At 66.6% G+C, this 20,850-nt stretch carries 14 protein-coding genes and 1 CRISPR repeat array; of the genes, 6 read left to right on the top strand and 8 right to left on the bottom strand.

Annotation, left to right across the window (positions count from 1 at the left end; all coding sequences use genetic code 11):
• Positions 1-254: 254 nt before the first annotated feature.
• From L1088_RS07105 to L1088_RS07075, 7 genes are all read right to left on the bottom strand, one after another.
• A complete protein-coding gene (locus L1088_RS07105) occupies positions 255-2,102 on the bottom strand; it encodes an MBL fold metallo-hydrolase (protein ID WP_234554317.1) in 1,848 nt (615 codons plus the stop codon).
• Positions 2,103-2,671: 569 nt separating this feature from the next.
• Positions 2,672-4,042 carry a replication initiator protein A gene (locus L1088_RS07100; RefSeq protein WP_234554316.1) on the bottom strand — a complete coding sequence of 457 codons (1,371 nt, stop codon included), beginning with the start codon at positions 4,040-4,042 and terminating at the stop codon, positions 2,672-2,674.
• A 33-nt stretch (positions 4,043-4,075) separates the two neighbouring features.
• Positions 4,076-5,857 (bottom strand): glycogen debranching N-terminal domain-containing protein, encoded by a 1,782-nt coding sequence (locus L1088_RS07095; protein WP_234554315.1) that lies wholly within the window; start codon positions 5,855-5,857, stop codon positions 4,076-4,078.
• A 3-nt stretch (positions 5,858-5,860) separates the two neighbouring features.
• Complete coding sequence (locus L1088_RS07090) at positions 5,861-7,219, bottom strand: carbohydrate ABC transporter permease (RefSeq protein WP_234554314.1); 1,359 nt, start codon at positions 7,217-7,219, stop codon at positions 5,861-5,863.
• Positions 7,219-8,322, bottom strand: a complete 1,104-nt coding sequence (locus L1088_RS07085) for a carbohydrate ABC transporter permease (protein WP_234554313.1) — start codon at positions 8,320-8,322, stop codon at positions 7,219-7,221. Before L1088_RS07085 ends, L1088_RS07090 begins: the two co-directional genes overlap by 1 nt.
• Before the next feature lie 41 nt (positions 8,323-8,363).
• Complete coding sequence (locus L1088_RS07080) at positions 8,364-9,596, bottom strand: ABC transporter substrate-binding protein (protein ID WP_234554312.1); 1,233 nt, start codon at positions 9,594-9,596, stop codon at positions 8,364-8,366.
• Positions 9,597-9,662: 66 nt separating this feature from the next.
• A complete protein-coding gene (locus L1088_RS07075) occupies positions 9,663-10,634 on the bottom strand; it encodes a LacI family DNA-binding transcriptional regulator (protein ID WP_234554311.1) in 972 nt (323 codons plus the stop codon).
• A 110-nt stretch (positions 10,635-10,744) separates the two neighbouring features.
• Here L1088_RS07075 and L1088_RS07070 point away from each other — a divergent pair, with 110 nt between their 5' ends.
• On the top strand, positions 10,745-11,791 hold the full coding sequence (locus L1088_RS07070; protein ID WP_234554310.1) for a glycoside hydrolase family 130 protein: 1,047 nt from the start codon (positions 10,745-10,747) through the stop codon (positions 11,789-11,791).
• A gap of 35 nt (positions 11,792-11,826) precedes the next feature.
• Here L1088_RS07070 and L1088_RS07065 read toward each other — a convergent pair whose 3' ends face one another.
• Positions 11,827-13,212 carry a phosphohexomutase domain-containing protein gene (locus tag L1088_RS07065; protein WP_234554309.1) on the bottom strand — a complete coding sequence of 462 codons (1,386 nt, stop codon included), beginning with the start codon at positions 13,210-13,212 and terminating at the stop codon, positions 11,827-11,829.
• Positions 13,213-13,264: 52 nt separating this feature from the next.
• A CRISPR array of direct repeats spans positions 13,265-13,720; the repeat unit is 29 nt; unit sequence CGGTCCATCCCCACGCGTGTGGGGACTAC.
• Positions 13,721-13,919: 199 nt separating this feature from the next.
• Between L1088_RS07065 and L1088_RS07060 the strand changes: the two genes are divergently transcribed.
• From L1088_RS07060 to cas7e, 5 genes are read left to right on the top strand one after another with little or no spacing between them, the layout of a single operon-like run.
• Positions 13,920-14,888, top strand: a complete 969-nt coding sequence (locus L1088_RS07060) for a helix-turn-helix transcriptional regulator (protein ID WP_234554308.1) — start codon at positions 13,920-13,922, stop codon at positions 14,886-14,888.
• A 9-nt stretch (positions 14,889-14,897) separates the two neighbouring features.
• Complete coding sequence (locus L1088_RS07055) at positions 14,898-17,693, top strand: CRISPR-associated endonuclease Cas3'' (protein ID WP_234554307.1); 2,796 nt, start codon at positions 14,898-14,900, stop codon at positions 17,691-17,693.
• 53 nt (positions 17,694-17,746) lie between these two features.
• On the top strand, positions 17,747-19,207 hold the full coding sequence (gene casA / locus L1088_RS07050; RefSeq protein WP_234554306.1) for a type I-E CRISPR-associated protein Cse1/CasA: 1,461 nt from the start codon (positions 17,747-17,749) through the stop codon (positions 19,205-19,207).
• Positions 19,204-19,707, top strand: a complete 504-nt coding sequence (gene casB, locus L1088_RS07045) for a type I-E CRISPR-associated protein Cse2/CasB (protein WP_234554305.1) — start codon at positions 19,204-19,206, stop codon at positions 19,705-19,707. Before casA ends, casB begins: the two co-directional genes overlap by 4 nt.
• Positions 19,704-20,849: a type I-E CRISPR-associated protein Cas7/Cse4/CasC gene (gene cas7e / locus L1088_RS07040; protein ID WP_234554304.1), complete on the top strand. Its 1,146-nt coding sequence runs from the start codon at positions 19,704-19,706 to the stop codon at positions 20,847-20,849. Before casB ends, cas7e begins: the two co-directional genes overlap by 4 nt.
• Position 20,850 lies beyond the last annotated feature (1 nt).

The following is a 20,850-nucleotide window of genomic DNA, read 5'->3' as shown; positions in this document are numbered from 1 at the left end:
CTTCCTAAGGGCGTGAACCCTCAAAAACCCCCGTTATTCACCCCTCGCATATTCCAAGCTTCATGCTTCTCACAAATACCCCCCTCGGGAGCCCGCTCCAGGACGATGCGCAGAGGGGGTACCTGTTGCACGAGGTTTAGCCCCGTAAGGGGATTGCGACCCTACCCTTTGCAGGCCCTCGCCGAGAGAACGGCCTATGTTGCACGAGGTTTAGCCCCGTAAGGGGATCGCAAAAACCAGGCCCCTCGAGACCCCTACAAGGGCAACACCAGGGGCCTCTCCCGCCCAAAGTGCAGGAGGAGCACCCCTTCCCCCGACTCCAAGAGGGCCAGCAGAGCCTCCCGCATGCCCAGGAGGAGCTCCCGGTGGGCCTTGGGAAGCCCCGCCAGGGCCCTGTCCAGCCCCTCCGGCCCCTCCTCCCGCCACACGGCCAGGGCCTTCAGGGGGCGCTTCCCCCTCCTGGCCTCCCCGTAGGCCAGGGCCTCCTCCAAAAGGGCCTGGCGGTCCGGTGGGGGCGGGCCCTGGGGGCTAGGGGAGAGCTTGATCTCCACCGCCCCCACCCGTTCCCCCCGCAGGCGGTAGGTGCCGGGGGGAAGGAGGCGGGCGGGGTTGCGCCCTGGGGGAAAGTGCACCAGGAGGGTGTGCCCCCGCACCTCCACCCGCACGTGGGTGGCCAGGGTGGGTACCTTGCGGGGCGCCTTCTCCTTGGCCGCGGGCCTGGCAGGAGGCTTCTCCTCGGGCTCAGGCGCCGGGGCGGGCTCCAGGGAAACCGCCTCCTCCACCCGGGGGATGCGGCTTGGGCGGCCCTCGAGGGCCCGGGACAGGGTGTGCAGGGCCTGGGGCTCCCCGTGGACCAGGAGGGTGAGGCGGGCGGGGTAGCGGGAGAGGAGGTTGAGGATCCCCGCCCGGTCCGCGTGGGCGGAGAGGTGGAAGCGCTCCACCCGCGAATCCACCCGCACCAGAACCCGCTCCTCCCCCACGGGAAGGAGGAGTTCATCCCCCCTCTTGAGCTCCAGGAGGCGGCGGCCCGGGCTTTCCTCGTCCTGGTAGCCCACCAGAAGGAGGGCGCTTCCCTCCTCCCGGAGGAAGTGGCTGGCCCAAAGGGGGCTTGGGCCCCCGCTCAGCATCCCCCCCGAGGCCAGGACCACCATGGGGCTCCCCGAGAGGAGGAGCTCCGCCCGGTGGCGGGCATCCTTCACCTCCACCACCCCTTCCCGCAGGAAAAGGGGCATGCGGCTGTTGGTCCTGAGGTTCCTTAGGGCCTCGGGCAGGAAGTCCGCCAGGTCGTCCTCGTAGGCCCGGGTGATGGTGCGCACCAGGCCGTCCAGCACCACCGGCACCTTGGGCACCAGGCCCGTCCGCATCCCCTCCAGGAGGTGGAAGAGCAGGTCCTGGGCCCGTCCCAGGGCGAAGGTGGGGATCAGGACCCGTCCCCCCTCCCGCAGGGTCCGGCCCACCAAGGAGAGGAACTCCCGCACCTGCTCCTTGCGGCTCGGCAGGAAGGTGTCCCCGTAGGTGCCCTCGGAAACCAGGAGGTCCACCCCCTGGGGCTCAGGGGGGAAGTGGGCGGGGTCCGTGGTGGGGGTGGCGGTGAGGGAGAAGTCCCCCAGGTGCAGGGCCCTTCCCCCCTTGCCCTCCAGCAGGTAGCCCACCGCCCCCAGAAGGTGGCCCGCCGGCAGGGGCAAAACCCGCACCCCCTTGACCGCAAAGGGCTCAAAGGGGCGGACCTCCACCGCCTCCAGGAGAGCCCTAGCCGCCTCCCTCTCGGTGTAGAGCTCGGCCCCCAGGGCCCGGCCCAGGCGGGCCGAGTCCAGGAGGACCTCCAGGGCCAGGCGCAGGGTGGGGCGGGTGGCGAAGAGGGGCACCTTGGGGAAGCGCCGCCTGAGGAGGGGCAAGGCCCCCACGTGGTCCAGGTGGGCGTGGGTGAGGAGAACGGCATCGGGAGGCTCGGAGAGGAGGTCCAGGCGGGGGAGGGCGGCTTCCCCCAGCAGGCTCGGGCGGAGGCCCACGTCCACCAAAAAGCGCACCCCGTCCACCGTGAGGAGGTGGGCGCTGGCCCCCACCTCGAGGGCACCCCCCAAGGCCAGGAAGGAGAGGCTCATGGGGAAAAGTTTACCCGAGGCGCCGTGCCTGACCCTGCTGCGCTCCGTCCCGCCCGAGGCGCAGCAAGCTCTTTGCTGCATCTCCAAACTGCACCCCTAGGCCATCCCGGAAGCCACCATAGGCTGGATTGACCACAAGTAAATGCGCCTTGATGATGGTTCTTCTTTTAAGTGAATAAGAAAACTCTCTGAAAAAAATGATGATCATCAACAGGGGCCGGGGGTGGGGCGGGGGAAAGCCCGTCAGGGACGCAAGCACCCCGGTAAAACTCCCCAAGTCTTCCGATAGAACTCCCCAAGTCTTCCGATACCAACTCCCCAAGTCTTCCGATACCTCCCCTCCAAACTCCCCAAGTCTTCCGATACCAATTCCCCAAGTCTTCCGATACCAACTCCCCAAGTCTTCCGATACCCTGGCCGGCAAACTCCCCAAGTCTTCCGATAGTTTTGGGGGCGAACTCCCCAAGTCTTCCGATACTGCCTTGCCCCCGGAAAAAGCCCGTGGGAAGGGAAGACTTTTGGGGGTCCCCCCTGGGACCCCCCACGAACGCCCCAAGTCTTCCGATACCTCACCCCTCGAGGCCCTCGCGGAAAGCTTGGAGCCATTCCTCTAAACGCCCTTCGCCGGCGGCCCGCTTGAGCTCCTCCACCAAGGCCTTGGGCTCGAGGGCGCCCGCCTCCAAAAGCCGGGTGAGCTCCTCCAGCTCCCCCACGCTGATCCGGCTCCTCAGCACCAGCTGGGCCACCTGCACCGCCCGGCGCACCTGGGCCTCCTTGGGCATGCTCTGCCACTCCCGCTCCGCCTCCTCCTCGATGCGGCGGGCCTCCTCCTCCTCCCGGTGGGCCTGCTCCCGCTTGGGTAGGGGAGAGGGGAGGGCGCGGCTGTATTTGCCCTCCTCGTCCCGGATCACGTCCACCAGGAAGCCCAGGCGGTTCTTGGGCTTGTACCCCGAGGCCAGGATGCTCCGGTAAAGCTCGAGGCGGTCCTTGATGCGGGCCAAGGAGTACCGCCGGGCCAGGGAGTAGGCGGAGGTGAAGGAAAGCCCCTCGGCCATGAGGAGGTCCACCGCCTCCATGTCCGCCACCCCGCCCGCCTCCTCGCCAAAGACGTAGACGATGGTCTGGTTCTGCCCGCGGCCCACGTACTCCACCGACTGGAGGTAGCGGCGGGAGATGAGCTCCTCATGGGCGGGCTCGAGGGTCCGCCGCACCTTGTCGGGGCGCTTGTGGACGATCTTGCAGGCGGCGGCCCACTCCATGAGGTTCACCTCGAAGCGGGCCAGGGGCGCGGGGTGCTCGGGGGAGAAGCGCTGGGCGTCCAGGAGGCGGTAGAGGGCGCGGCTTAGGGGGCGGCGGAGGCTGGCCATGAACTCGATGTCGATGGGCTTCACGTAGTTTTGCTTCAGGGAGCGGACGATCTCCTTGGCCAGGGTGATGCGGAGGACGCTGGAGCGGTCCAGGCGCCCGTCCTGGCTGCTGGTGTACTCCAGCTTCTCGATGTAGCGGAAGGTGACGCTCTGCCAGCGCCCGTCCGAGCGCCAGGCCTCGGAGAGGACGTAGGTGGCGGTGGTGAGGCGCAGGAGGCTTTCCTTGAGGGCCTGGTAGTAGTAGCCCGAGGTGTCCAGGCCCATGAGCTTGAGGATCTGGTAGGGGGTGGCGGTGAAGGTGCCGTCCTCCGGGCTTCCAGCGTTGAAGTAGAGGGCGATGAGGGCCAGGGAGACCTCGTTGTCCAGCCCGTGGGGCACACCCCCCACCTTGTCGCTGGCGTAGCAGGCCAGCTTCACCGGCTTGCCCAGGAACTCAAACTCCTCCTCCCAGGAGGAGTAGCCCTCGGGGATGCGCTCCTGGATGGAGATCAGGCCCAAGCGGGCCACGTTGGCCTCGTCGAAGTGCTTGGCCTTGGGGACTAGGTCTTTGGGGGCGGGGCGTTTGGAGGCCATTTTGCCCTAGTCTATCCTGGGTTTCCCGTGGCTTTACCAATCCCGCACCCCCTGGACCAGGGCGTAGAGGTAGACCACGCTGGCGGCATCCCAAGCCTGGGGTCTGCAGGCCACAGGGTAGGGGACGGGGGGCAACCCCTCCTCCCGGGGAAATCCCCCCACCAGCTCGGGAAGGCGCCGGTCGGGCTGGGAAAGGGCCAGGTCCAGGAGGGCCTGGGCCACACGTTCCCCTTCCTCCCTGAGGCCGTACCGGAAAAGCCCCCCGGCGAAGAGGGCGGTGTCGTGGGGCCAGACGGAACCGTTGTGGTAGGAAAGGGGGTTGTAGCGCCGCTCTCGGCTTCCCAAGGTGCGCAGGCCCCAGCCTGACCAGAGTTCCTCGGAAAAGAGGGTGGCCACCAAAGCCGGTACCCGCTCTGGGGGCACGGCTCCGCTCCACAGCAGGTGGCCGGGGTCAGAGGACTTCACCCGGAGGGGCTCCTTGTTCCGGTCCAAGGCCAAGGCATAGGTGGCCAGCTCCTCCAGCCAGAAGCGCTCTTGGATGAGGCGAAAGAGTTCCTGCGCACGCTTTTCCTGGGCCTGCGCCTTGGCCTCCTCCCCCAGGGCCCGGTAAAAGGCGGCTGCTGCCCGATGGGCCGCGTAGGCGTACCCCTGGACCTCGCTGACCGCCAAGGGGGGCTCGGCCAAGCGCCCATCCGCGTGGCTCATGGAGTCGTGGGAGTCCTTCCAGGACTGGACGGCGAGCCCGCTGCCGCTGGGGGTGAACTCCAGAAGCCCGTCCCCATCCTGGTCGGCGGCTTCCAGCCAGGCGAGGGCCGCTTCCCAGTTGGGCCGAAGTTCCCGCACCAGGGCCAACTCCCCCGTGAGGTCCAGGTACCGCCCCAGGAGGATCAGGAATAGGGGAGTGGCGTCTACCGTGCCGTAATAGCGGGCAAAGGGCACCTGCCCCATGCGGGAAAGCTCCCCTATGCGCACCTCGTGCAGGATTTTGCCCGGTTCCTCTTCCCGGAAGGGATCCACCACCACCCCCTGGCGCCAGGCCAGGTAGCGGAGGACCCCCTGGGCCACCTCTTTCCCCCAAGGGAGGAGCATGAAGGCGGTGAGGAGGCTGTCCCGGCCGAAGGGGGCCACGAACCAGGGGATGCCCGCCGCGGGCACCGGCCCTTCTGGGGTGGTGAGGAGCAGGGCGCGGAGGTCCAGGAGGGCTTGCCTCAGGATGCTTTGCCAAGGCCCTTCGCCTCGAGGGAAGGCCCTCAAAAAGGTCTCGTAGTCGGGCAGGGTGCCCGGGGACGCCAACGGGCTTTCCAAAAGCACTTCCCAGGCCAGCTCCCCTTCCCCCTTAGGGGGCAGGTGGAGGGTGAAGCCTTGGGGAGGGGGTAGGGGACGCAGGACCGCCCGTTGCTCAATGCCGTCGGCGGCGCGATGCTCCAGGCTGGGAGGCCTGCTCGGCGGCGTGTGCCAGCCCCTTGCCTCAAATAGGTCCAAAAAATCCCCGGAGATCTCCAGGCCTACCCGAAGGGAGAGGGCCTCCTGCGAAAGGTTCTGGAAGCGGAGGTGCTCCGCCACCTTGCCCCGGTAAACCTGGAGATGCCTGCGGAGCAGGACCTCCCCGTCGGCCCCCCGAAAGCGGGCCCAATCCTGGACCAGCTGGTCGGGCCGGGGCACGTGGGTGTGGAGGAGCGTTAGGCCTTCGGGCAGAAGCAGGCGGTAGCGGGACAGGAAGCGGGTGTCGTGGCGGTAGAAACCCTCCGGGGGCTCCTCGGCGAACCCCCGCTCGTTCAGGACCAGGTAGGTGTCGTCTTCCTTCAGGGGAACCATGCGCTACTCCTTTACCGCTCCCACGTTGACCCCCTCGACGAAGTACCTCTGGAAGACCGCGAAGAGGATGAGGACGGGGATCATGGAGAAGAACCCACCCGCCAGGATGAGCCCCCAATCCCCCACCTGGCCGTAGGCGTTGCGGAAGGAGAGGAGGCCGATGGGCAGGGTGTAGATCTCCCGGGGGCTGGTGAGCACGATGAAGGGCCAGAAGAACTCGTTCCAGGTGCCCTGGAAGGTGAGGATGGCCAAGGCGCCGAGGGCTGGGGTGGACATGGGGAGGACGATGCGGAAGAGGGTCTGCAAGGGGGTGGCCCCGTCGATGAGGGCGGCCTCCTCCACTTCCCGGGGGATGGACTCGAAGAACTGCTTCATGATGAAGACGGCGCTGGCGCCCACCAGGCCCGAGAGGATGAGGCCGGTGTAGGTGTTGAGGAGGGTTTCCACCCCGAAGAGCTTGGACAGGCCGAAGATGCCGTCGCGAAGCACCAGGTAGTTGGAGATGAAGGTCACCTGGCCGGGGACCATCATGCTGAAGAGCATGAAGAGGAAAAGGGCTTGCCTACCGGGGAAGCGGAGGCGGGCCAGGGCGTAGCCGGCCATGGAGGCGAAGACCAGGGTAGTGACCACCTTGACGAAGGCCAGGAAGAAGGAGTTCAGAGTCCAGCGCAGGAATAAGCTCTCCCCGGTCTCCAGGCTCCTCGTTTCCCGGAAGGCCCGCACGTAGTTGTGGAAGACATACCCCAGGAGGCCCGGGGTCACGTTATCCCAGCTCGCCACCCGCCCGCGGCGCTCGAAGCGGGTGGGGTCTAGGGTGGCCTCCACCAGGACCATGCCTCGAGGTGCCTCCAAATCCAGGGGCACCCGTTCCAAAAAGGGGCCTTCGCCCTGGTACCGCAGCACCAACCGGTAGCGGATGATCTCCCCCTCCTCCTGGTGGGCCGGGCGGCGCTCCAGGGGGATGGGTCCTTCCAGCGTCACGTGGTCGCTGGCGTAAGGGGTTTCGAACACCGCTCCCATGCCGGCTCCGGGCTTTCGCCGGGGAATCTCGGCAAGGAGGGTGGGTTCCACGCCCCTGGGCACGAAGTACACCACCTCCAGGGCCACTTGGCGTCCTGGGCGCATCCCGCCCAACCAGGGATCGCCGCTTCCCGCTTGGCCCAGACGCCACGCCGCGGCCCAGTTCTTGGGGCTCACCTGGGAAAAGGCCAGGCGGAAGGGCCATTCCAGGGGGTCGGTTTTTAGGCTGGCCAGGAAGCCCATAACAAAGGGGGCCACAAAGAACACCCCAAAGGCCAGGAGCAGACCGTAGGCCCAGCCCAAGGCCGCCCAGCGGCGGCGGACCGCCTCCTTAGCCCCCATTAGGACCACCCCCTCTCGCCCACGCCGAAGCGGCGCTGGAGCAAAACGATGACCAGGGTCAGGCCCGCCAGGACCAAGGCGGCTGCCGAGGCCAGCCCCACCCGCGGGGTGGCTCCGGAGGGGAAAACGTTGCCATACACGTAGTAGGCCAAGGTGATGGTGCTCTCCAAGGGAGCACCCCCGGAACCCCCCACGAAGAGCACCTGGTCGAAGAGCTGGAGGGTGCCGATCAGGCCCAGGGTGATGACCAGGAAGAGGACGGGCCTAAGGAGGGGCACGGTGATGCGGCTGAACATGATCCAAGGGGTTGCCCCATCCAGTGCGGCGGCCTCGTAGAGGGTTCGGGGGATGCCCTTGAGCCCCGCCAGGAAGAGAACCATGAAGGTGGGAATGGTGGTGTAGGTGTTCATCAAGACGATGGCCCACAAGGGGTAGGGAAGACCGAGGAAGGAAGCCCGCGTGGGGAGCCAGGGGATATCCACCCGCACCTCGCGGGCCTGGAGGAGGCCCCAGGCCTGGAAGGCGGAGGTGCCCAGGAAGGCGCCCAGCAGGGAGACGGCGGCTAGCCCCGGGTCAAGGAAGGGGGTGCGCCGTCCCCGCCGCCGTTCCCAAAGGACGAGGGCCCCTTGGAGGCCCAAAAAGAGAAGGGCAAAGCCAGCCAGGTGGGGGAGGTGGGAGAACAGGAGGGAAAGGGCCTGGTTCACCAGCCCGGTGCGCTGGAAGAGCCAGAGGAGGAGGAGGCTGGCGGCCGCGGTGGAGATCACCGAGGGCAGGTAGTAGACCGTGCGGAAGAAGGTGATGCCCCTCAGGGGTCGGTTGAGGGCGATGGCCAGGATCAGGGCGAAGAAGGTCTGCAGGCTAGTGACCACCAAGCTGTAGAGGAGGGTGTGCTTCAGGGCCAACAGGAAGGAAGGCTCTTGGAAGAGCGCCCAGTAATTGGCCAAACCCACCCAACGCGGGGGTGAGAAGAGGTTGTAATCGGTGAAGCTGAAGTAGACAGCCCGCAAGAAGGCGTACAGGAAGAAAACGCCCAGGGAGAACAAAAAGGGAAGGAGGAGGAGCAAGGCGTAGAGGGCCTCGAGGGTGCGCGCTTTGATTCGCATGGCAAAACAAAAGGGGGGTGATTTCCACCCCCCCTGCTTCTTTACCTCCTACCCGTGAGCCGATCCAAGGCCGCCTGGGCGTCTCTCAGCGCTTGATCCACCCCCTTTTGCCCGGTCATGACCGCCAAGAGGGCATCGTTGATGGGGCGCATCCAGTCGCCCCCGTAGGCCAGGAACTTGAAGGGATACACGTTCCCACCCTGGGGGCCGGAGCCTTGGAAGACCACACGGTTAAGCTCGGGCTCCTTGCCCGGACGCTGGAAGTAGGGGTTGTTGGCCAAGGCCCTACGGCTGGGAATGGCCAGGCCCCGCTCCAGCACCCACTGTTGCGCTTCGGGGGAGGTCAAGGCCTTGAGTACCTTCGCTGCGGCCGGTTTGTTCCTGCTGGCCGCATTCATGCTCCAGGAAACGGTATAGATGAAGTTACCCCGGCGCTTCGTGACCGGATCCAGGGGAAGGAAGGTAGTGCTGTAGCGCATGTTCGGGGCTTTGTCCCGGAGGAAGCCCGCGATCCAAGCCCCTTCGATGGCCGTGGCCGCCTTCTCCCCCCCGAAACACCCACCGGTCCACCCCTCGCCGAGATCCTGGGCGAACCTGGCCGCGCCCCGCCTCGGCAACCCCGTGTACCACTCAAAGGCCCGGCGGAAGTTTTCGTCCAACACGGTATGGCCTTTGGCGTCAAAGGGCTTCCACCCCGTGGCAAAGGCGAAGGCTCCAAAGCGGGCGAAGTCGGCCACCACGCAGAGGCCGGCCACGTCCTTCAGCTTGCTCTGCACCTGCTGGAGCTTGGCCTCAAAGGTTTCCCAGGTGTCCTGCTGGTTGGGGTAGCGTACCCCTGCTTCATCGAAGAGGTCCTTGTTGAACTGGAGTGCGAGGGTGTTGAAGTCCTTGGGGATGCCGTAGACCTTGCCCTTATAGGTGAAAGCCTGAATGAGGTTCGGCAGAAACTCGGCCAGCTCCTGCTTGCTGAAGTAGCCGTCCAAGGGCTCCACCCGCCCCGAGGCGAAGAGGCTCTCCGACCAGAAAATGTCCACGTAGAACAGGTCGGGGGCCGTACCCGCCGAGAGGGCGTTGAAGAGCCATTGGGTGTAATCCCCCTCGATGGGCTGATAGACCACCCGGATACCCTTGCGGTCCAGCTTTGGCTGGACCACTTCCTTAAGCAACCCGTTAACGATGGCGATGTCCGTGCCGCCCCAGCCCGAGATGCGCACCTGCACCTGGGCCGAAGCCAGGCCTGCAAGGGCCAGAAGGATCAACCAAACCCTAAGCATGACACCTCCCAACTTGCATCATGGCCTTAAAACCCCTAAGCCGAACACCGGTCTGGGTTTCGTTCGCTATCCCACCCCCCTTCGGGCGGAGGTTCCTCGCGGCACGAGGTACACGGGGACCCGTACCCCCATAGGCGGGCGCCCGGCCATGGCCTCTTTCAGGAGGCGAGCTGCTTCCTTGGCCACGGTGGGGATGTCTTGGTGTACTGTGGTTAGGCTCCTTTCCAAGTCGGGTAGGTCATCGTAGCCCACTAGGCTCACCTCCTCGGGCACCCGCAGGCCCAGGTCCTCGAGGGCCGCCCATGCGCCCAGAGCCATCTCGTCGGAAGCGGCGAAGAGGGCGCTATAGCGAAGCCCCTCCTGCCAGGTGCGGCGGACTGCGCGGTAAGCGGCAAGGGCCTCGAACCTCCCGTCCAGCACCAGCTCTGGACGGAAGGGAAGCCCTGCCTCGTGCAGGGCCCGCTTGTACCCTTCCAGGCGCTCCCTGCCCGCTTGATGGTGCAGGTGCCCTGTGACGATGGCGATCTCCGTGTGCCCCAGCTCCAGCAGGTGGCGGGTGGCCAAGTAGCCCCCTTCGGGATCATCCGGGGCCACCCAGAAGACCCCTGGGTAGGTGCCGATCAGGACAAAGGGCTTCCCCTGGGCCCGGAGGCTTTCGATGCGCGGGTCGTGGTCGTGGGCCCCGAGGAGGAGATACGCGCGGGCTTCAGCCAGGGGTAGACCCCTAGGGTCTGTGGGCACTTCGGCGACCTTTAAGCCTTCCTGCCAAAACGCCTCGGTCAAGGCTTCCAGGAGCAGGGCGAAGTAGGGAGTGTAGCGGCGTACGCCGGGCGCGAAGAGAAGCCCCACCGCTGAGGACATGCCCGCCAGCTCCCGGGCGGCGGCGTTGGGTACGAAGCCCACGGCTTGGGCCACTTCCAGGATCCGCGCGCGGGTCCCAGGGCTGACCCCGGGGCGGCCGTTCAGGGCTCGGCTCACCGTTCCCACAGAAACGTTTGCGAGCCTGGCGATTTCTCTAATGGTAGTTGCCCTCTTCATGATTAGCGTAAACGTTTTCGTAAGCGCCTTCAGCCTAACCCCTGGCAGGTTGGGGCGTCAAGCTCTTCCTATCCCTGTTCCCCATGGACCAAGCTTGTTACGATTGATCCATGGCGGTTTCCGAGTTGGTGCAGGAGCTGGTGGAAAAGGCCAGGGCCTATGCTTCCGCGCATTCCCTTGAACGCAGCCCCCATACCGAGGACATCTTCCAAAGAAGGTTCTACCTTTCCCCTGAAGATATCGAAGTCACCAACTACCTCAGGCGGCGGCCCATGGCGGCCTTTAATCCGGGGGCGGTTTTGCGAGATGGCGTGGTCCACCTTTTCCCGAGGCTGGTCTTTGAGTACTACAGCTACGCTTCCGCCATTGGGTATGCCGCGGTGCCGGTGGATGACCTTCTCCAGGGCCGCTTGCCCCGTCCCCTTCCGATGGAGATCGTCCTGTACCCCACAGAGGTCTGGGAGGCCTCCAGGGGTTGCGAAGATGCCCGGGCTCACGCCTTGGGAGAAGGCTTTGCCCTCTTCTACACGGGGGTGGGGAAGCTGGGTGAAGCCGCCTTAACGGACCACAAGGATGTGTTTTTCCCTGCCCTGGCCTTGGCGGAGCTTGGGAGGGACCTCCGCCTGAGGCGTAAGGGCATTGTGCGCTTGGGCAGGGAAGGCGAGGGCCTTCTCCTGCCTACCAAGAACGCCACCTTCCTGGAAGGAGACGCCTTCCTCCTGCGGCCCAGCCTGCCGGGCTTGCCGGATACCGGCTGGCGGGGAAGGTTGGATAAGGAGAGGCTTAGGGCCTTTGCCCTCGAGCCCGTTCTCCCGCCGGAGCCCTTCGAGTTCAAGGTGGGCTGGTCCACGAATGCGGTGAGGCTCGAGGACGGCACCTACCTGGTGGCTTACCACGGGATTTTGCGCGCCGATTTCTCTTACCGCCACGGCTTCGTCCGCCTTTCCGGGAGCGGGGAGTTGTTGGCCTACACCTCCTATTTGCTTGCCCCGCGGGGCTTGAACGAAAGCTACGGCGATCGCCCGCTAACCCTTTACGGCAACGGACTTTTCCTGCACGGGGAGGAACTTGTCTTTGTGGCGGGGGTGGGCGACTACGGCATTGGGGTCATGACAGCTCCTTTGGAGGAAGTTCTGAAAAGGATGCGGTCAGTGTAGGAAGCCCCACCTTCCCAGGATCACCCCGTAGGCCCTCATGCCCCCTCCACCAGGGCCCTGGCCTCCCGGAGAAGGGCCCGCACCAGCTCCGGGCTCGTGGCCTCCGCGTAGACCCGGAGCAAGGGCTCCGTGCCCGAGGGCCGGAAGAGCACCCAGCCCTCGGGGTAAAGCCACTTGCTCCCGTCCAGGGTCTCCAGCCCCACAGGGGCCATCCCCGCCAGGGGCCGGGGCTCCAGGAGGCGCCTGGGATCGAACCCCGGGGGCAAGGGCAGGTCCAAGCGGTCGTAGGCATGGGTGAGGCCCGCCAGGCCTTCGGCCTCCCGGAACCCCTCCTCCAGGGGCTTCCCCGTGGCCCCCACGCTCTCCAGGAGGAGGAGGGCCGCCAAAAGCCCGTCCCGCTCGGGTAGGTGTTCCGGCACCCCCACCCCCCCGGACTCCTCCCCGCCCAAGGAGCACCCTCCCTTGAGGAACTCCTCCTTGATCCACTTGAACCCGATGGGGGTGGTGGTCACCCCGAACCCCAGCCGCACCCCCAGCCGGTCCAAAAGCCAGGTGGTGGCGAAGTTCTTCACCACCCGCTCCCTGTGCCCCCGGCGGAAGCGGTGGAGGGCCAGCACCGTGAGCACCTGGTGGGGGTTGAAGTACCGGCCCCCCGCCAGCACCACCCCCAGCCGGTCCCCGTCCCCGTCCGTGACCACCGCCAAAGCGGGCGGGGCCTCGGCGGAAAGCACCGCCAGGGTGGGCCCCAGGTTGGCGGGGATGGGCTCGGGGTTCACCCCGTGGAACAGGGGGTGGAGGGCCTCCCTGAGGGGCCGGAAGGGGATGGGGAGGCCGAAGCGCAGGAGGAAGTCCCGCAGGTACCCCGCCCCCGCGCCCCCCATGCTGTCGTGGTACAGGGGGCCGGGGAAGCGGGCCAGGGCCTCCAGGTCCACCCGCCGGGCCAGGGCCTCCAGATACTCCCCCTTGAGGTCCAGCTCCTCGTAGGTGCCTTCCCTCTCCGGGGCCTCCTCGGGCACCCGGGCCTCCAGGGCCTTGGCCTCCTCGGGGCCGATGGGGCCCCCGGTGGCGTCCTTGAACTTCACCCCCAGGTACTGGGGCGGGTTGTGGCTGGCGGTGAGCATGGCCCCGCCCGCCGCCTCCAGGTGGCGCACGGCGAAGGAGAGGAGGGGGGTGGGCACGGGGCCCCGGAGGAGGTAGACCTCAAGCCCCATCCCCGAGAGGTGCCCCGCCAGGGCCCGGGCGAACGCCTCCGCCAGGAAGCGGCCGTCGTACCCCACCGCCACCCGGCCCCCGCCCCTTTCCAGGAGGTGGCGCCCGTAGGCCTCCCCCAGGCGGTGCAGGGCGGTGAAGGTGAACTCCCGGGCAATCACCCCCCGGAAACCCTCGGTGCCGAAGCGGAGGGTGTTCTGCTTTGTGCCCATACCAGTTTGAAGGGTAGCAGATTTGCTCGTGGTCTGGTGGACGAAATCCTACCGGTCCATCCCCACGCGTGTGGGGACTACACCCAGCTGGACGACTACGGCGCCTTCGGCCACGGTCCATCCCCACGCGTGTGGGGACTACCACTCCTCCTTCCGCCTCTCATCCAATCCCAGCGGTCCATCCCCACGCGTGTGGGGACTACGTCCTCACCGTCCGGCACACCCGTGGGGAGCCCGGTCCATCCCCACGCGTGTGGGGACTACGTAGCCCGGACTGAAACTCCCACAAAGCCGTGAGGTCCATCCCCACGCGTGTGGGGACTACATTTGCCCTCCCCGGTCTGCCCAGGCCTGGGCCGGTCCATCCCCACGCGTGTGGGGACTACAGGCACACGGCGGGGGAACCTCTTCGTGAGGTCGGTCCATCCCCACGCGTGTGGGGACTACAGCCCCGAGGAGGCGGATCGGTGGTACCGGGCCGGTCCATCCCCACGCGTGTGGGGACTACACATGACCAGGACGGCAAAAACCCCCGCTCACCCCCCTCTAAGGGTCTGTAAAGGGAAAAAGCCCAAGCAAGGAGGTGGCTTGGATTGGCTTGTCAAGCTCCACGCCAGCACTCAGGCCAGCTGGGCCGGGAAGCAGGAAGGGAAGGAGGAAGCCCTTAGCTCTTAGGGTACCACATGCCTGGTTATAATCCCCACAAGATGGCGGAAAAATCCAAAGCGGAGCGTCTCCTGGACCTGGTGGAGGAGTTGAAACTGAGGCCCCACAGCGTGGGGGAACTGGCCCGGCGCTATGGGGTAAGCCCCCGCACGGTGGAGCGGGACCTCGAGGCCCTCGCCCTCCAGGGCTACCCCCTGGAGCGGGTGGCCCGGGGGGTCTACCGCCTGAGGGAGGCCCCGCCTGCCCTCCACCCTGTGGAGGCCTTGGCCCTTTTCGCCGCGGGAAGGCTCCTCTACCACCAGGCTCCCACCCGGCAGTACGGAAGCGCTTTGGAGAAGCTAGCCCGAATGCTCCCCGAGCCCCTCAGGGGCCTCCTCCTTCGGAACACGGAGGGCCTAAAGGAGCGCCAGGGAGACTCCCGCACCCTGGAGATGGTGGCCAGGGCCCTTTTGGAGAGGAGGGTACTGGCCTTTGAGTACCGCTCTGGGGGTTCCAAGAACTGGCGGCCCAAGGAGCTTCTGGTGTACTTCCTCGAGGCGGGCCGCACCAACCTGGGCCTCTACGCGGTGGGCTTTGAGCGCACCTTCCACCGGGCGGTCCTCACCTTCAAGCTCTCCCGCATGCGCCACGCCCGCCTCCTGAAGGAAACCTATGAACTGCCCCAGGACTTTGACCCAAGCGCCTACTTCCGCCAGGCCTGGGGGGTGGTGGGGGTGCGGGAAGGGGGAGTGGAGGTGCGCCTCCGCTTTGCCCCCGAGGCCGCCTGGCGGGTGCTGGAGGGGGACTACCCGGGCCTCGAGGTGGAGCGGGAGCTCCCCGACGGAAGCCTCCTGGCCCGGCTTTGGGCCGCTCCCTTCAAGGGCGGGGTGCCCTGGGAGGTCCTGGCCTGGGTGCAGAGCTTCGGGCCCCGGGTGGAGGTCCTCTCTCCCCCGGAGCTTCGGGAGCTTTGGCTGGCCGAGGCGAGGCAGGTCCTGGAGAAGGCGACAGCCCCTGTCGCCTTGGGCGGTTAGGGTGGGCGTATGCAGGCGAGGCAAGCGGCCCTAACCCTCTGGGCCAAGAGCGGGGAGCCCTTCCACCCTCTTCTGGCCCACATGCTGGACACGGCGGCGGTGGCTTGGGCCCTTTTGCAGCGGGAGCCTGCCCGCACCCGGAGGCTCTACGCCCAGGACTGGGGCCTACAGGAGGAGAAAGCCCTGCGCCTGGTGGCCTTCCTGGCGGGCCTCCACGACCTGGGTAAAGGAAGCCCCGTCTTCCAGGCGGCCTGGCCCCAGGGGGCCCAGCGGGTGCAGAAGGCAGGTCTTTCCTGGAACGAAACCTTGGTGCGCGAGTCCTGGGTGGCCCACGGGGTCTTCACCGACCTCTACCTGCGGGAAGCCCTGCGGGCATGGGGCTTTTCCCGCAAGGGGGCCTGCCTCCTGGCCCAGGCCCTGGGGGCCCACCACGGCTTCCCCGCAGACGAGCGGGAGCGTGCCTCGGGAAGGCGGCATGTGCGGAGCGAGCCCCAAGGCTGGCGGGAAGCCCGGGCCTACTTGATGGAAGCCCTGGCCCAGGCCCTGGGGCTAGAGCCCTTCTCCTCCCTCCCCGACCCCAGCCCCGAGGCCCTCCTCCGGGTCATGGCCCTGGCCTCCTTCGCCGACTGGATCGCCTCCGACCCCGGTTTCTTCCCCTACGGGAGGGACCCCTCGGCCCCGGGATACTGGGAGGAAGCCCTTGGGAAGGCCCGGGAAGCCTTGGACAACCTCCCCTGGCCTAAGCCCCTGCTCCAGGGGGAGAGAGGTTTCCAGGAGCTTTTCCCCTTCGCCCCCAACGCCTTGCAGGAGGCGGTGCCCCGGCTTCTGGATGGCGTCCAGGAACCCGTTCTCCTCCTGGTGGAGGCCCCCATGGGCTTGGGGAAGACCGAGGCCGCCCTCTACGCCTACCACCTCCTCCAGGAACGCCTGGACCACCGGGGGCTCTACCTGGCCCTCCCCACACAAGCCACAGCCAACGGCCTCTTCACCCGGGTGAAGGGCTTCCTGGCCAAGCTGGCGGAGGAAGGTCGCCTGGAGCTTCAGCTCCAGCACGGGGCGGCTCTCCTGAACCCGGAGTACGAAAAGCTTCTGGAACGCTCCAAGCCCCAGCAGGTGTACGACACCCAGTATGACCCCAATAAGGGCGTGGCCACCTTCCAGGATGAGGAGGAGGGGGGCGTGGGCGCCTCCGCCTGGTTCTCCGCCCGCAAGCGGGCCATGCTGGCGGGCCACGGGGTGGGTACCCTGGACCAGGCCCTTTTGGGGGTCCTCCGGGTGAAGCACCACTTCATCCGGCTTTGGGGGCTCATGAACCGGGTGGTGGTCCTGGATGAGGTGCACGCCTACGACACCTACACCTCGGGGCTCCTTTCCGCCCTTCTCCGCTGGCTTAAGGCCCTGGGATCCAGCGTGGTCCTCATGACCGCCACCCTGCCCAAGGCCAAGCGGGAAGAGCTCCTCCGGGCCTGGGGGGTGCAGGCGGCAGCCCTGCCCCCCTACCCGCGGGTGGCGGCCTTCGCCGGGGAGAGCCTCCTTCGGGCCGTAACCCTTCCCCTGGAGGACGGCAAACGGGTGCGCCTTCTGGCCGCCCCTGTGGAGCCGGAGGCTTTGGCCCAGGAGCTTTTGGGCAGGCTCCCTGGGGTCTTGGGGGCCATCGTGAACACCGTGGACCGGGTCCAGGCCCTCTACCAGGCCTTGGGCGATGGGGAGAGGCTCACCCTGGCGGGGCTTTTGGCAATCCTTGGCCATCCTGCCTCGGAGGGCCCCTGGGGCGAACTCTGGAAGGCGCGGGATGAGAAAGGGGATTTCGTGGTGGGGAAGCGTCTTGAGGACGGCACCCTGGTCTTCCTCCTCCATGCCCGTTTCCCCGCGGAGGAGCGGGCCCTTAGGGAGCTTGTGGCCCTGAGCCTGTTCGGCAAAGGGGGCCCCAGGCCCGAAAGGGCCATCCTGGTGGCCACCCAGGTGGCTGAGCAAAGCCTGGACCTGGACTTTGACCTGCTCTACACCGACCTTGCCCCCGTGGACCTCCTCTTCCAGCGCTTGGGAAGGCTCCACCGCCACGAGCGGCAAAGACCTTCGGAGCACGGGGAACCTCGACTGCTGGTGGGCGGGCTTGGGAAGGAGCCGGAGTTTGGCGAGGGGCTCCATTGGAATCGGGTTTATGAGGACTACCTCCTCCTCTCCACCTGGCTGTCCCTGCGGGGCCGGGAGGCCCTTAGGGTGCCGGAGGACCTCGAGGGCCTCCTGGAGGAGGTTTATAGCCGCACCCCGGAGGGCTTTCCGGAAGACTTGAGGAGGCGGGCAGAAGACAGCTATAAGCGCCTTCAGAACCGCTGGGAGCAGGAGGCCAAGACCGCGGAAAACCTGTCCCTATCCGACCTCGAGGCCCTCCTCTCCGACACCGAGGCCAGCGCCCTGGCGGCGGCCTTCCATCTGGACGATGACGCTGAAGATGAGAAGACCCAGCGCCTCCTCACCCGCTTGGGCGACCCCAGCGTGCCCGCGGTGCCCCTTTATCGGGTGGGGGAAGGGTGGGCCCTGGACCCCGAGGGAAAGCGCCCCGTGCGCCTGAAGGGGGAGGTTTCCAAGGAGGAAGCGCTTGCCCTTTGGTCCCGGGTGGTGCGCCTTTCCCGCTACCCCATTCCCCAAGCCCTGTTAAAGGAAGATCCCCCGCCCGCCTGGCGGCGAAGCGGCCTCCTGCGGGGCTTGAGGCTTCTAGAGGTGGGGCGAGTATTTCCCTTGGAGAAGGGCGGCGTGCGGGTGGAATTGGACCCGGAGCTGGGGGTGGTCTACGAGCGGGTGTAAATCCGTCAGCGGATGACGGGTTGGCCCCGTAGCCTGAGGGAAGGAGGTGTTCCTTGGCCAAGTTCAACCTGTTGACAGAGCCCTGGATCCCGGTGTTCCAAGGGGGCCGGGTGCGGGAAGTGGGCCTTGCGGAAGCCCTCCTCGAGGCCCACACCATAGCGCGCATTGAAACACCCTCACCTCTGGAGGAGGTCGCTCTCCACCGCCTCCTTCTGGCGGTGCTCTACCGGGCCCTACCCCTGGTAAGGGGTGGTTGCGATGCCTTGGAACTCCTGGAACAAGGCGGGTTTGACCGCAACGCTCTCCAGATATACCTGTGCCGCTTCTGCGACCGCTTCTACCTCTTCCACGATACTGCCCCCTTCCTGCAAATCCCCGACCTGCCCGACAAAGACCCCCTGCCCTGGGCCAAGCTCCTGCCGGAGATGGCGAGCGGCAACAACCCCACCCTCTTCGACCACACCACCGAGGAGAACGTGCCCCTGGCCTCCTATGCCCAGGCGGCCCGGGCCCTCCTGGTGCACCAAGCCTACGCCCCCGGCGGCTTCCTTAGGCGGCTTGGGGTCACCTCTGCCAGGGACGCCCCCCTGGCCAGGCCCGCGGCCTTTTTGGCCGTGGGGGAGAACCTCTTCCAGACCCTGGTCCTGAACCTGGTGCCCCAGAAGGATCCTGGGGTGCCCGTGTGGGAGTTGCCGCCCCTCCGCACCCAAGACGTACAGGGCCACGCCACCCGGTGGCCCTTGCAGGGCGCCGCCCGGGTCTACGCCTGGCCCAGCCGGGGGGTACTTCTCCTAGACGAGGGAAACGGAGTGCGGGAGATGGCCTATGGTCCCGGGGTGGAGCCCCTGGAAGTGGGCTTCCGCGACCCCATGGTGGCCTACCGCCTAGGGGGCGAGGGCCAGGTGCTCCCCTTACGCCTCAGCGTGGAAAAGAGCTTTTGGCGGGATTTCTCCGCCATGCTCCCCGCCGCTGGGGGGAGCTTTCCCGCCACCCTGGCCCACGCTGTTCGGGTGGCGGAGGAGATGGGCTTAAGGCGGGTGCTTCGGGTGCTGGGCCAGGTGTCCAACCAGGACAAGGTGCTGGATGTGCGCCGGGAGGTCTACCCCCTGCCCCAAGGTTTCCTTTCCCTGGAGGCGGAGGAGCTTTTGCAGAAGGCCCTCGAGCTTGCGGAAAGGGTAGGGAACGCCCTGTATGGGGTAGCCCGGGAGGTGGCCAGGGGGGTTCTGGGGGACAAGGACCAGGAAGAGCTCCGCCGCTTCCAGGACTCCTTGCCCCTCCTCCGCCTCTACTGGGCCGCTCTGGACGGGCGCTTCCCCCGGTTTCTGGAGGGCTTAGCCCAACCGGACGCCATGGACCGGTGGCGGGAGGAGGTGAGGCAGGCGGCCCTTAGGGCCTGGGAGGAAACCCGGGCCTTCGTGGGTACGGAAGGACGGCACCTGAAGGGTCTGGCGGTGGGGGAGAGGGCCATGGGTCTAGCCCTGACCCACGCCCAGGCCAGGGAGGGGAGGCCATGAGCAGGGCTTTTGTGGATTGGTTGGAGAAGCTCAAGGAAAGCCAGAGCTGGACTGCGGTCCGGGCCACTTTAAGGCGGAGCCTGGCCTTTGCGCCGGGGGCATATCCGCCCGCCTTCCCCTACGTGGAGGCCTTCGTGCGGGAGGAAGGTTGGCAACGGGAGGCCCACTACCTGGTGGCCGCCCTCTACGCCCTGAAGGACGGGGCCCACCAGGAGGGGCGCACCCTGGCCCGGGCCCTGAAGGAGGCAGAGCGCGCCCGGGACTCTAAGAGCGTGGAGAGGCGCTTCCTGGCCCTTTTGGATGCAGACCGGGACCAGATCGCCTTCCGTCTGCGCCAAGCAGTGGGCCTGGTGGAAGGCGGTTTGGACTTCGCCCAACTGCTGGAGGACCTCCTCCGGTGGTTCGACCCGAGGAGGCGGGTCCAGGCCCGCTGGGCCCGGGAGTACTACGGCGTTCGGGAAGAGCAGACACAAGAAGGGATAGAGGAGGTGAAGGCATGAAGCTTCTGGAAGTGCACGTGATCCAGACGGTGGCCCCCAGCAACCTGAACCGGGACGACACGGGAAGCCCCAAGGACGCCCTCTTCGGCGGTTTTCGCCGGGCCCGCATCTCCAGCCAGGCGCAGAAGCGGGCGGTGCGGGTGGCTTTTAGAGAAGGTCTGATTGGGGAGTTTACTGAGGCCGAGCTTGCCATACGGACCCAAAGGCTGATCAGAGAACGCCTCATTCCGCTTTTGGTGGGCCGGGGAATTGCCGAGCAAGATGCGCTCGCAGCCTCAAAGAGGCTCCTGGAGTTAATGAAGAAGCAGGAGAAAGGTTCCTTCTTCAAAAAGGACGATCCGGAGAAAACTTCTTACCTCCTCTTCTTGGGGAGCGAAGAGGTAAGAAGGCTGGTTGATCTTATTCACCGTGAAATGCAGAAACTTCTGACTGGAACTCTTTCTGATAAAGAAAGAAAGCACTTCCTTAACGAGTTGTTAGATATTCTTAACGGGGGCAAGGCGGTGGACCTGGCCCTCTTCGGCCGGATGCTGGCGGACCGCCCCGAGTTTGGGGTGGACGCCGCCTGCCAGGTGGCCCATGCCCTTTCCACCCACAAGGTGGACCGGGAGTTTGACTTCTACACCGCCGTGGACGATCTGAACCCCAAGGAGGACACCGGAGCGGGAATGATGGGGGACGTGGAGTTTTACTCCGCCACCATGTACCGCTATGCGGTGGTGAACCTGGACAAGCTCCTGGAAAACCTGCAGGGGGATCAGGAGCTTGCCCGGAAAGGGGCCCTGGCTTTCCTGGAAGCCTTTGCCCTCACCCTGCCCTCGGGCAAGCAGAACAGCTTCGCCGCCCACAACCCGCCCCTTTTCCTGGCCTTCCGCGCCGGGGTGGGGATGCCCCGCAACCTGGCCACCGCCTTTGAGAGGCCCATCTGGCCCAAAGAGGGCAAGGCCCTCTCCGACCTCTCCGTGGAGGCCCTGGCCCGGGAGTGGGCCAAGTTTGACCGGGCTTACGGCCCCCTCTCCCCGGAGTGGAAGGGAGCCCTGAACCTCACCGAAGGGGAGGCGGAAGGCCTTCCCCTGGCGCAGAGCCTTCCGGAGTTGAGGGGAAAGGTGGAGGAGGCCCTTAGGGCCCTCTTGGAGGGCTAGC

The sequence above is a fragment of the Thermus caliditerrae genome (assembly GCF_021462525.1).
In the GTDB taxonomy this organism is placed as follows: Bacteria; Deinococcota; Deinococci; order Deinococcales; family Thermaceae; genus Thermus; species Thermus caliditerrae.
This window is presented reverse-complemented; position numbering and strand designations above follow the sequence as displayed.